Source organism: Bradyrhizobium acaciae, assembly GCF_020889785.1.
GTDB lineage: Bacteria > Pseudomonadota > Alphaproteobacteria > Rhizobiales > Xanthobacteraceae > Bradyrhizobium > Bradyrhizobium acaciae.
Window position 1 is genome coordinate 1 of the sequence record NZ_JACMYK010000190.1, and the last position, 12,196, is coordinate 12,196.

The 12,196-nt window shown below is 65.7% G+C and carries 7 protein-coding genes and 1 pseudogene; 4 read left to right on the plus strand and 4 right to left on the minus strand.

Annotation, left to right across the window (positions count from 1 at the left end):
• Window positions 1–530, minus strand: a pseudogene (locus H8A92_RS37015) (hypothetical protein); the annotation flags it as partial.
• Window positions 531–1,016: 486 nt separating this feature from the next.
• Between H8A92_RS37015 and gltB the strand changes: the two are divergent.
• Complete coding sequence (gene gltB / locus H8A92_RS37020; RefSeq protein WP_229200206.1) at window positions 1,017–5,780, plus strand: glutamate synthase large subunit; 4,764 nt, start codon at window positions 1,017–1,019, stop codon at window positions 5,778–5,780.
• Window positions 5,781–5,915: 135 nt separating this feature from the next.
• The gene (locus H8A92_RS37025; RefSeq protein WP_229200207.1) at window positions 5,916–7,373 is read left to right on the plus strand and encodes a glutamate synthase subunit beta; all 1,458 of its coding nucleotides are present in this window, start codon (window positions 5,916–5,918) and stop codon (window positions 7,371–7,373) included.
• A gap of 179 nt (window positions 7,374–7,552) precedes the next feature.
• Here H8A92_RS37025 and H8A92_RS37030 read toward each other — a convergent pair whose 3' ends face one another.
• Complete coding sequence (locus H8A92_RS37030) at window positions 7,553–9,238, minus strand: outer membrane beta-barrel protein (protein WP_229200212.1); 1,686 nt, start codon at window positions 9,236–9,238, stop codon at window positions 7,553–7,555.
• Window positions 9,239–9,484: 246 nt separating this feature from the next.
• On the opposite strand from H8A92_RS37030, the gene H8A92_RS37035 reads away from it, so the two are divergent.
• Complete coding sequence (locus tag H8A92_RS37035; RefSeq protein ID WP_229200208.1) at window positions 9,485–10,495, plus strand: KpsF/GutQ family sugar-phosphate isomerase; 1,011 nt, start codon at window positions 9,485–9,487, stop codon at window positions 10,493–10,495.
• Window positions 10,496–10,692: 197 nt separating this feature from the next.
• On the opposite strand, the gene H8A92_RS37040 is transcribed toward H8A92_RS37035, so the two are convergent.
• On the minus strand, window positions 10,693–11,232 hold the full coding sequence (locus H8A92_RS37040) for a carboxymuconolactone decarboxylase family protein (RefSeq protein WP_229200209.1): 540 nt from the start codon (window positions 11,230–11,232) through the stop codon (window positions 10,693–10,695).
• Between the two features lie 89 nt (window positions 11,233–11,321).
• Here H8A92_RS37040 and H8A92_RS37045 point away from each other — a divergent pair, with 89 nt between their 5' ends.
• Entirely contained in the window at window positions 11,322–11,657 is a 336-nt protein-coding gene (locus H8A92_RS37045) for a winged helix-turn-helix transcriptional regulator (protein WP_229200210.1), read from the plus strand.
• Here the strand turns inward: H8A92_RS37045 and H8A92_RS37050 are convergent.
• The gene (locus H8A92_RS37050) at window positions 11,654–12,100 is read right to left on the minus strand and encodes an NfeD family protein (protein WP_229200211.1); all 447 of its coding nucleotides are present in this window, start codon (window positions 12,098–12,100) and stop codon (window positions 11,654–11,656) included. The genes H8A92_RS37045 and H8A92_RS37050 overlap by 4 nt on opposite strands.
• Between the last annotated feature and the right edge of the window lie 96 nt (window positions 12,101–12,196).

A 12,196-nucleotide genomic window follows, 5' to 3' on the forward strand; every position in this document is an offset into this window, starting at 1 on the left:
TGCGCAGACTTGGCAGTGAGCGGGCTGCGCTTCGGCACCGGCACGCGGCTCGCGACATGCGGGATCGGGAGCGGCGGCCGCGGCACTCGGGCCTGGATCGCCCGCGGCATCGGACCGGCCGGACCGTAGGTCGCGCTCATCTCCTCCTCGTAATTGTCGCCGAGACGATAGGCCGGGGTGAAGCGGATGATGTGCCCGTCGCGGGCGTCGATCGCCAGCCGGCCGTCATCGCCACCCTGGTCGATCACCGAGATCGTGTAGACGAAACCGCGCTGCTGGGGCGCGCCGAGCGGCAGATAACCGTTCTCGCGCAGCACCGTGTAGACCTCGACCGGCGGCAAAAGGCTCGGGACGCGGCCGTAGCGCGGCGGCGGCGGAACCTCGGGCATGGCGGCGTAGGGCTCGCCCATGTCGGAGACCCTGACCAACGAGGGGCTGCCGATCCGGGCGGACGTCGCCAGCTGGGCCTGGGCCGAGGCTGCGCTGAGCGCGAGGGCGGCGGCTGCAACCGAACCTGTGAACAACTTCATCGCCGTAACTCCTGTCTGCCCCGCCCGGAGCGTTTCCGCTCTCTTGCCGGCTTGCCCGGGGGCAAAATTTCGGTTTGAAATTCGGCGGTCCTTGGTCGCTCCTTGGGCCAGATCACGGCGTGTTTGCTTCGAATCAGGGGCGCCGCACGCCCGCCGAGCCGTTCGATCCAGGCATGCAGGCGGGGACTTCCTCGCGCTTGTGTGATAGACAAAAATTTGGCAAGGTCGAGGTTAGGACAGCAAGACTGTCTCAATTTCGAGGCCGTCCCGGCACAGGGATTGCAACGAGGACCTTCGTAAGGAGGGCCTCGGCGCCCCGGGCTCCGAGAATGCTGCAGGCAGGGTCGTCCCCTAGGGGACGTTGAAACGCCCGTCGTCTGAATTTAGGAAAATGCGGCTCGCGGCGGACGAGCGGTGGCCCGGTGGGTGCCGCAACGTCCAAGGTGCGCCAAATGCGGTGAGCCCCTTACGAAAGGGAGAGGACACATGAGCGGATCGGAATTCGAGCGCGAAATCATCGTGGCAGATGCGCTGTCGGCGACCGCGGACTCGAAAGCCGCCGATGCCGCGCATGATGCGTCTTTTGGCCCGCACACTCCCGAGCTGCACACCTGGCGCCCGGAAGCCGAAGGCCTGTACGACCTCAGCCTGGAAAAGGACTCCTGCGGCGTCGGCTTCATCGCCAACATCAAGGGCCAGAAGTCGCATCAGATCGTCTCCGACGCGCTGAGTATCCTGTGCAACCTCGAGCATCGCGGCGCCGTCGGCGCCGACCCGCGCGCCGGTGACGGCGCCGGCATCCTGGTGCAGATTCCGCACGCCTTCTTCGCCCGCAAGACCGCAGAGCTCGGCTTCAAGCTGCCGCAGCCCGGCGAATACGCCATCGGCGCGCTGTTCATGCCGCGCGATGCCGCGTGGCGGAACGTGATCAAGAGCATCATCGCCGACGAGATCAAGAACGAGGGCTTCAAGCTGCTCGGCTGGCGCGACGTACCCAGTGACAATTCCTCGCTCGGCGTCACCGTGAAGCCGACCGAGCCCTACCACATGCAGGTCTTCATCGGCCGCAACGGTGCCGCCAAGACCGAGGACGATTTCGAGCGCCGGCTCTACATCCTGCGCAAGTCGATCTCGCAGGCGATCTATCAGCGTCGCGACCGCGGCATGGCGGGCTATTACCCGTGCTCGCTGTCGTGCCGCACCGTGATCTACAAGGGCATGTTCCTCGCCGACCAGCTCGGCAAGTACTATCCCGATTTGCATGAAGCGGATTTCGACAGCGCGCTGGCGCTGGTGCATCAACGCTTCTCGACCAACACCTTCCCGACCTGGTCGCTGGCGCATCCTTACCGGATGATCGCCCATAACGGCGAAATCAACACGCTGCGCGGCAACGTCAACTGGATGGCGGCGCGGCAGGCTTCGGTGCATTCGGAAGCTTACGGCAAGGACATCAGCCGTCTCTGGCCGATCTCCTATGAAGGCCAGAGCGACACCGCCTGCTTCGACAACGCGCTCGAATTCCTGGTGCAGGGCGGTTATTCCCTTCCGCATGCAGTCATGATGATGATTCCGGAAGCGTGGGCCGGCAATCCCTTGATGGATGAGCAGCGCCGCGCCTTCTACGAATATCATGCCGCGCTGATGGAGCCGTGGGACGGCCCGGCCGCGATCGCCTTCACCGACGGCCGCAAGATCGGCGCGACGCTCGACCGCAACGGCCTGCGCCCGGCGCGCTACCTCGTCACCAAGGACGACCGCATCGTGATGGCGTCCGAAATGGGCGTGCTGAAGATTCCGGAGGACCAGATCGTCACCAAGTGGCGGCTGCAGCCCGGCAAGATGCTGCTCGTCGACCTCGAGCAGGGCCGCCTGATTCCGGACGACGAGATCAAGGCCGACCTCGCCAAGAGCCACCCCTACAGCGACTGGCTGCATCGCACCCAGATCCAGCTCGAGGAGCTGCCGGATGCGCCGGCCAAGGGCGTGCGCTCCAACCTGCCGCTGCTCGATCGCCAGCAGGCGTTCGGCTACAGCCAGGAAGACATCACGATCCTGATGACGCCGATGGCGGCCACCGGTGAGGAAGCCGCCGGCTCGATGGGCAACGACACGCCGATCTCGGCGCTGTCGGACAAGCCCAAGCAGCTGTTCACCTACTTCAAGCAGAACTTCGCACAGGTCACGAACCCGCCGATCGACCCGATCCGCGAGGAAATCGTGATGAGCCTCGTCTCGATCATCGGGCCGCGGCCGAACCTGTTCGACCTGCAGGGCGTCGCCTCGACCCAGCGCCTCGAAGTGCGGCAGCCGATCCTGACCGACGCCGACCTCGAGAAGATCCGCTCGATCTCCGACGTCGCCGAGACCCACTTCAAGTCGCGCACGCTCGACACCACCTTCCACGCCGGGTTCGGCGCGGCGGGCATGGAGCAGGTGCTCGACGAGCTCTGCGCGCGTGCCGAAGGCGCGGTGCGCGAGGGCATCAACATCATCATCCTGTCCGACCGCATGACCGGCACCGACCGGATTCCGATCCCGTCGCTGTTGGCCTGCGCCGCTGTGCATCACCATCTGATCCGCACCGGACTGCGCACCTCGGTCGGCCTCGTGGTGGAATCCGGCGAGCCGCGCGAAGTGCATCACTTCGCCTGCCTCGCCGGCTACGGCGCCGAAGCGATCAACCCCTATCTCGCGTTCGAAACCATCCTCGCGATGAAGGACCGGCTGCCCGGCGCGCTCGACGACTACGAGATCGTCAAGCGCTACATCAAGTCGATCGGCAAGGGCCTGCTCAAGGTGATGTCCAAGATGGGCATCTCGACCTACCAGTCCTATTGCGGCGCGCAGATCTTCGACGCGGTCGGCCTGAAGGCGGATTTCGTCGCCAAGTATTTCGCCGGCACCCACACCCGCATCGAGGGCGTCGGCCTCGGCGAAATCGCCGAGGAGACCGTGCGACGCCACACCGACGCGTTCGGTGACGGCCAGATCTACAAGAGCGCGCTCGACGTCGGTGGAGAATATGCCTACCGCACCCGCGGCGAGGACCATGCCTGGACCGCGGAATCGGTCTCGACCCTGCAGCATGCCGTGCGCGGCAACTCGCAGGAGCGCTACCGGGCGTTCGCCAAGATCCTCAACGAGCAGTCCGAGCGTCTCTTGACGCTGCGCGGCCTGTTCCGGATCAAGAGCGCCGAGGACGACAAGCGCAAACCGGTCAAGCTAGAGGACGTCGAGCCGGCCAAGGACATCGTCAAGCGGTTCGCGACCGGCGCGATGTCGTTCGGCTCGATCTCGCGCGAGGCGCACACCACGCTCGCGATCGCGATGAACCGGATCGGCGGCAAGTCGAACACCGGCGAAGGCGGCGAGGAGTCCGACCGCTTCAAGCCGTTGCCGAACGGCGACAGCATGCGCTCGGCGATCAAGCAGGTCGCCTCGGGCCGGTTCGGCGTGACGACGGAATACCTCGTCAACTCCGACATGATGCAGATCAAGATGGCGCAGGGTGCCAAGCCCGGCGAAGGCGGCCAGCTGCCCGGCCACAAGGTCGACGCGACGATCGCCCGCGTCCGCCATTCGACGCCGGGCGTCGGCCTGATCTCGCCGCCGCCGCATCACGACATCTATTCGATCGAAGACCTCGCCCAGCTGATCTACGACCTCAAGAACGTCAATCCCGACGGCCAGGTCTCGGTGAAGCTGGTGTCCGAAGTCGGCGTCGGCACGGTTGCCGCCGGCGTCGCCAAGGCGCGCGCCGACCATGTGACCATCGCGGGCTTCGAGGGCGGCACCGGTGCCTCCCCGCTGACCTCGATCAAGCATGCCGGCTCGCCGTGGGAGATCGGTCTTGCCGAAACCCACCAGACGCTGGTGCGCCAGCGGCTGCGCAGCCGCATCGCGGTCCAGGTCGACGGCGGTTTCCGCACCGGCCGTGACGTCGTGATCGGCGCGCTGCTCGGCGCCGACGAGTTCGGCTTCGCCACCGCGCCGTTGATCGCGGCGGGCTGCATCATGATGCGCAAGTGCCATCTCAACACCTGCCCGGTCGGTGTCGCGACCCAGGATCCGGTGCTGCGCAAGCGCTTCACCGGCCAGCCCGAGCACGTCATCAACTACTTCTTCTTCGTCGCCGAGGAAGTGCGCGAGATCATGGCGCAGCTCGGCTACAAGATGTTCGACGAGATGGTCGGCCAGGTCCAGATGCTGGACCAGACTGCGCTGGTCTCGCACTGGAAGGCCAAGGGCCTCGATTTCTCCAAGCTGTTCGTGCGGCAGAAGGAGGAGAAGGGCCAGACGATCTATCACTCGGAGAGCCAGAACCACCATCTGGATGCCGTGCTCGACCGCCGGCTGATCGAGCAGGCGCAGGCTGCGCTCGATCGCGGCGCACCGGTCAAGATCGAGGAAGAGATCAACAACACCGACCGTTCCGCCGGCGCGATGCTGTCGGGCGCGGTGGCCAAGATCTACGGCCATGCCGGCCTGCCGCTCGACACCATCCATGTCGGCCTGAAGGGCACCGCCGGACAGGCGTTCGGCGCCTGGCTCGCCAAGGGCGTCACCTTCGAGCTCGAGGGTGAAGGCAACGACTATGTCGGCAAGGGCCTCTCGGGCGGCTGCATCATCGTCAAGCCGCCGAAGATCTCCGGCATCGTGCCGGAAGAATCGATCATCGTCGGCAACACCGTGATGTACGGCGCGATCGCGGGCGAATGCTACTTCCGCGGCATCGCCGGCGAGCGCTTCGCGGTGCGCAACTCCGGTGCGGTCGCAGTCGTCGAAGGCGCCGGCGATCATTGCTGCGAATACATGACCGGCGGCATCGTGGTGGTGCTCGGCAAGACCGGGCGCAATTTCGCGGCCGGCATGTCCGGCGGCATCGCCTATGTGCTGGACGAGACCGGCGACTTCGACAAGCTCTGCAACCTGTCGATGGTCGAGCTGGAGCCGGTGCTGTCGGAGGAGATGATCAACGCCGACACCTACCATCACTCCGGCGATCTCGAGGCGCATGGCCGGGTCGACGTGTTCCAGAACCTGCTCGACTCCGACGTCGAGCGTCTGCACGTGCTGATCACGCGTCACGCCAAGCTGACCGGCTCGAGGAAGGCGGCCGAGATCCTCGCCAACTGGAAGACCTGGCTGCCGAAGTTCCGCAAGGTGATGCCGGTGGAGTACCGCCGCGCGCTGAAGGAAATGAAGGCGAACGCCGACGCCGAGCCGAAGATCGCGATCGGCGCGTAATATCACCAGGCGTCATTCCGGGGCGCGAAGCGCGAACCCGGAATCTCGCCAAGCTACTTCAAGACCTCCGGGTCTGCGCCTCGCGGCGCAGCCCGGAATGACGGAACAACTGAGATGCAGGGGCATCGGGTTTCAATGGGTAAGATCACAGGTTTTCTCGAGATCGAGCGGCATGACCGCAAGTACGAACCGGTCGCCGAGCGGCTCAAGAACTTCAACGAATTCGTCATTCCGCTGAGCGAGAAGGATACGCGCGACCAGGCCGCGCGCTGCATGAATTGCGGCATCCCCTATTGCCACGGGACCGGCTCGGTCCAGCCGGGCACGCCGGGCTGCCCGGTCAACAACCAGATCCCCGATTTCAACGACCTCGTCTATCAGGGCAACTGGGAAGAAGCCTCGCGCAACCTGCATTCGACGAACAATTTCCCCGAGTTCACCGGCCGGATCTGCCCGGCGCCGTGCGAGGCGTCCTGCACGCTGAACATCGACGACAACCCGGTGACCATCAAGACCATCGAATGCGCGATCGTCGACCGCGCCTGGGACAATGGCTGGCTGAAGCCGGAGATCGCTCCCCAGAAGACCGGCAAGAAGGTCGCCGTGATCGGCTCCGGCCCCGCCGGCATGGCCGCGGCGCAGCAGCTCGCACGCGCCGGCCACGAGGTGCATGTCTACGAGAAGTTCGCCAAGGCCGGCGGCCTGCTGCGCTATGGCATTCCCGACTTCAAGATGGAGAAGGGCATCATCGACCGCCGCGTGGCGCAGATGGAAGCCGAGGGTGTCACCTTCCATTACGGCAAGGCCGTCGGCGGAGCCACTCCCGGTGCGATCGATCCGCAGGAGCTCGCCAAGCAATATGACGCCGTGGCGCTGACCGGCGGCGCGGAAGCCCCGCGCGATCTGCCGATCCCGGGCCGCGATCTTTCCGGCATCCACTTCGCGATGGACTTCCTGCCGCAGCAGAACCGGCGCGTCTCCGGCGAGCCGCTGAACGGCACCGCCGATATCCTCGCCGGCGGCAAGCATGTCGTCGTCATCGGCGGCGGCGACACCGGTTCGGACTGCATCGGCACCTCGTTCCGGCAAGGCGCCAAGTCGGTGACCCAGCTCGAGATCATGCCGGCGCCGCCCGAGCATGAGAACAAGGGCGTGACCTGGCCGAACTGGCCGCTGAAGATGCGGACGTCGTCGAGCCAGGCCGAAGGCGCGGTGCGCGAATACGCCGTGCTGACGACCAAGTTCGAAGGCAAGGACGGCAAGGTCACCAAGCTGCATTGCGTCAAGGTCGACGACAAGTTCAAGCCGCTGCCCGGCACCGAGTTCACGCTCGACGCCGAACTCGTGCTGCTGGCGATGGGCTTCGTGCATCCGGTGCACGAGGGCCTGCTCAAGACGCTCGGCGTCGAACTCGACCAGCGCGGCAACGTCCGTGCGTCCCTGCACGACTACCAGACCTCGCGCGCAAAAATCTTCTCCGCCGGCGACATGCGCCGCGGCCAGTCGCTCGTGGTCTGGGCAATCCGCGAAGGCCGTCAGTGCGCGCGCTCGATCGACACCTTCCTGATGGGGAAGACCGACCTGCCGGGGTAAGTACCCCGGCAGTCACGCCGAACTGGATCTTACAAACTCGACTGTCATCGCCCGCGAAAGCGGGCGATCCCGCATTCCAGAGACATCAGAGATCAAACGGAAAAGCCGCGGCGTACTGGATGCCCCGCTTTCGCGGAGCATGACACCTCGGTTGGGGTGCGCCCCTCGCACCCACGCATCTAGTTCTGCACCCGCACGCCCAGCATCACCACCGTCGACGCCGAGCTCTGTCCCGGCTGGTTGGAATCCAGCCAGTCGCGGCGCAGCGTGCCCTTGATCCAGAGGCTGCGGGTCATCTTGTAGATCAGGTCGCCCGACACCGAGTAGATCGTGTCGTTGCGGTTGTCGCCCTGGTAATCGAGCGTGCCGTAGGTGAACTTACCGATGCCGGTCAGCCAGCGGCGGAAGTCGTGGTCGACCTCGACGGTGTAGGTGCGCGACAGCACGCCCGAGGTGCCGGGCAGCGTCGTCTCGCCGAGCTGGGTGTCGGAATAGAATTTGGCCGTGGTCAGCGGCGTCGCATTCCAGGTCAGCGAGGCGGTGGTCAGCAAGCCCTCGAGCGGGCTAAGCCGCGGGTCGACATAGTCACGCCTGGCATAGCCGATCGAGATTTCGCCGAACAGAATCCGCGTGAATTCGAACGAGGTGCCGGCCTTGACGTAACCGCCCGAGGAATTGCGCGCGTAACCGTTGCGGTCGAGATAGAGATCGTGGAACCGGCTGTCGCCCTGCACCTCGACGAACGGTTTCACCGCCGGATTGAGCTCATAGCTGACGCGGCCGACACCGCCATACTGCGTGAAGTTGCGATCGTCGTTCGACGACGAGGTGCCGTCGGTGAGTTTCGACCATTGATAGTCGGTGCGGTCGACGGTGCCGCCGAGCGAGACCTGCATGCGGTTGAAGTGCTGGTCGATGCCGAAGGTACCGCCGACCGTGGTATAGATCGGATATTTGGCGAGGCCGGCCTGCACGTTCGGGCTGCCGGGATTGTCGGTCGAGACCAGCAAGCGGCCCTGCGCCAGGAGATGCGTATCTCTCGACACATCGAGGCGGCCGTCGATATGGCCGGTGAAGCTCGGACGGTCGATGTCGAGCGGCGCCGACAGCGGCGTGCCGTCAATCGGCGTGAGCTGGGAGCCGTAGCCGGTGAATGAGCCGCGCAGATCGGCGACGACGGCGTGGCGCTCCCAGTCGGACATCGCGACGAATTCCGGCGCGACCATGTAGAACGCCTTGCCTTGCGGCTGATACAGGCGGCCCGGATTGGTGTCGTAGCCCGCCATCACCTCGACCGCGGTCTTGACCATGAACGAGCCGGCGTAATCGCCGACCGCGCCGAACGGATCATCGTCCACCTTGAGCCGCCTGCGCGGCGGCTGGCCGACGATGGTGCCGGCCATCGCCGGCGGCAGCGGCGGCTTGTTGGCGGTCTCCGACGGCGGGATCGACAGCCGCAACTGCCCGGCTGCAGTCAGCGGCTGCGGCGTCGGCACCGGCGAGCCGGGTCCCGGCGGCGGCTTCGGCTTGGCCTGCCCTGGGTAGTATTTCGGCTTCAGGCGCTTGCGGTTGAGCGAGTCATAGCCCGACGTCGCCGCGCCATTCGCGGCGGGGAGACCATAGGTCGGCACCTGCCCGATGCGTTGCGTGGTCGATGTCGATGACGAAGACGAAGACGAACGCCGGTCGCGGTCGGCGTCCGGCAGCTTCAAACCGTTGAGCGGATCCATGACATCGACCGGGGTCCGGCGCAGCGGCGAATCCTGCGTGATCACCTGGCTCTGCCGGTTCGGGCTGAACAAATCCGGCGTCACGGTCTGGGCCCTGGCGAGCACGGTCGTCGCGGTCAGCACAAGACATGGCAAAACCACGCGAACGGAGCGTCCACGCCGATTTGGGCCGCTTGCTGGCCGCCGCCACACGATGGAAATACTCCAACGAATTCATGCACTTGACGTACGCATTCCACCGGGTGGCGAAAAACGTCGTTAATGGAGTTAAAACAATTATGGTTAATGAGCCGTTGAGGATCCGCCGCCGCGCGTCGCGTCGCGGAATCGAACGTGCTAAGGGAGACGCCCGGGTGCAAAACCCCTCCCCTGGAATCCGTAATGGCCAAACCGAAACCGCTGATGACCAAATCATCCGGCCACGATGACGGCGCCGTTCAGTCGGCGCTCCGCACCCTCGATGCCGAAGCAAGCGGCGTCGCTGCGCTCTCTGCGGCGCTCAAGTCCGACCTCGGCGCGTCGTTCGGCGCGGCGGCCGAACTGATCCGCAAGGCCAAGGGGCGGCTGATCGTGACCGGGCTCGGCAAGTCCGGGCACATCGGCCGCAAGATCGCGGCGACCTTCGCCTCGACCGGCACGCCGGCGTTCTTCGTGCACTCGGCCGAAGCGAGCCATGGCGACCTCGGCATGATCACCACTGAGGACGTGATGCTCGCACTGTCCTGGTCCGGCGAGCAGGCCGAGATGCGCAATCTGATTGCCTACGCTGCGCGCTTCGGCATTCCGCTGATCGCGATGACGGCCGACAAGGACTCGACGCTGAGCAAGGCCGCCGATGTGCAGCTGACGCTGCCCAAGGCCCGCGAGGCCTGCCCGCACAATCTGGCGCCGACCACCTCCTCGCTGATGATGCTGGCGCTCGGCGATGCGTTGGCGATCGCGCTGCTCGAAGGTCGCGGCTTCACCTCGACCGATTTCAGCGTGCTGCATCCGGGCGGCAAGCTCGGCGCGCTGCTGAAATATGCCCGCGACCTGATGCATAGCGGCGAGGCGCTGCCGCTGAAGCCGCTCGGCACCAGGATGTCGGATGCGCTGGTCGAGATGACGTCCAAGGGCTTCGGCTGCGTCGGCATCGTCGACGGTCACGGCCATCTCGTCGGCATCGTCACCGACGGCGATCTGCGCCGGCAGCTGACGCGCCCCGACCTGCTGACCCTGTCGGTCGACGAGGTCATGACCAGGACGCCGAAGACGATCGGCCGCGACACGCTGGCCGGTGAGGCGCTGGAGCTGCTCAACGCCTCACAGATCACGACGCTGATCGTGACCGACGCGAAGAAGCCGGTCGGCATCATCCATCTGCACGATCTGCTGCGCGCGGGCGTGGCGTAGGCCCTTTTTGTCATTCCGGGGCGCGCCACCGAACTCGGGTTTACCCGAGTTCGGAATTCTAGATTGGTCCAAGTCGGCAACAGCCGACTTGGATGCGCGAGCCCGGAATCCATACTCACGACGGTGGTTATGGATTCCGGGCTTGCCGCTTCGCGTCGCCCTCAGATGCGCAACTGCGCATCGGGGAATGACAGCCGTTATTGCGGAAATCTTGCCGCCGTCGTCTCCAGCGGCAGGGCCAGCGCGTTGGCGAGGTAGGAGACCGTGCGGTAGAAGCCGCACAGCAGAATGATCTCCAGGACCTGATCCTCATCATAATGCGCCGACAGCGCCGAGAATTCCGCGTCATTAAGTGTCGCGCGCGCATGCAGCGCGTCGACCGCCGCGATCATGGCCTGTTCGGCCGGCGACCAGCAATCGGCATCGGCCTTGCCGTGCACGGTGGCATGGGCCTGCTGCTCCGAGAGCCCGGCGGCCGCGCCGAACGCCGTGACGTGCACGCCCCATTCATATTCGCATTCGTTGAGCGCGCAGGTGCGGTCGATCACGATCTCGCGTTCCCGCAGCGGCAGCGGCCCGCGGTCCAGCAGGCTGCCGCCGCGGAATTTCTCCCAGGCGCGTGGATGGCCCGCCATCATGCGGAACAGCACCAGCGGCGGCTTGCCGCGCATGATGCGGTCGAAATGCTGTTGAACGTCCGCCGCATAGGGCGGATCGAGCGGTGCGATACGTGACATCATTCGGTCTCGCTGCTACATTTAATGTAGCGATACGCTACAATATCTGTAGCGAACGATGCAAGAGAGATTCGAGAGGGATTCGCGACATGGCGAAGCAGGCTCCAGCCGCAAAACCCGGCGTCCGCGGCTCGCGGTCCGGCCGTCCGATCATGGCGCTGCTCGATCTGCTCGGGCGCCGCTGGACCTTGCGCATCATCTGGGAGCTGCGCGAGGGCCCGCTGACCTCGCGCGCGCTGCGCAGCGCCTGCGACGAGGCCTCACCGACCATCCTGCAGACGCGGCTGACCGAGCTGCGCGAGGCGGGCTTCGTCGAGCTGACGGACGATGGTTACGGCCTCACTCCGCTAGGCCGTGAGCTGTTTGCGACCTTCACGCCGCTCCATCGCTTCGCCGAGCGCTGGAGCAAGCACGCTGGCAGCTAGACCGCGGCCACCGTCAGGCTGGCGCCGTCGGCACGCACCACCTTGACCCGGCTGCCGGCCGGCGCATCGGGGCCGGCGACGCGCCAGACCGTGTCGTCGATCCGCACCGTGCCCGATCCGTCGACGATCGGCTTCTCCAGCGTGAATTCACGGCCGACCAGAGCTTCGTTGCGGCGGTTGAGGAACGGATTGGTCTTGCTCGCCTCGGTCGCGCCTTTGGCAAAATGCCGCCAGGCCGGCACCGCCAGCGCGGCGAACACCGCGAACATCAGGAGCTGCATCTGCCACGACGGCGTCAACACGAACGACAGCAGGCCGACCAGGAGTGCCGCGAGCCCAAGCCAGAACAGGAACACCCCGGGCGCCGCAAGCTCCAGCGCCATCAGGATGAAGCCGAAGATCAGCCAGTTCCAGGTACCCAATGTCGAAAACATCTCGGCCATGATGTGACCTCTCACATTGCATGCGTGACGCCGTCACGCCCTCATCGCTGCGGCGGCACCGGCGGAGGCGGCGTCGGACCAGCCGGCGGCACCGAG

Excerpts from the sequence above, each read along its gene's own strand:
- gltB (WP_229200206.1), top strand. The coding sequence starts at position 1,017 with ATGAGCGGATCGGAATTCGAGCGCGAAATCATCGTGGCAGATGCGCTG.
- H8A92_RS37025 (WP_229200207.1), top strand. The coding sequence starts at position 5,916 with ATGGGTAAGATCACAGGTTTTCTCGAGATCGAGCGGCATGACCGCAAG.
- H8A92_RS37035 (WP_229200208.1), top strand. The coding sequence starts at position 9,485 with ATGGCCAAACCGAAACCGCTGATGACCAAATCATCCGGCCACGATGAC.
- H8A92_RS37040 (WP_229200209.1), bottom strand. The coding sequence starts at position 11,232 with ATGTCACGTATCGCACCGCTCGATCCGCCCTATGCGGCGGACGTTCAA.
- H8A92_RS37045 (WP_229200210.1), top strand. The coding sequence starts at position 11,322 with ATGGCGAAGCAGGCTCCAGCCGCAAAACCCGGCGTCCGCGGCTCGCGG.
- H8A92_RS37050 (WP_229200211.1), bottom strand. The coding sequence starts at position 12,100 with ATGGCCGAGATGTTTTCGACATTGGGTACCTGGAACTGGCTGATCTTC.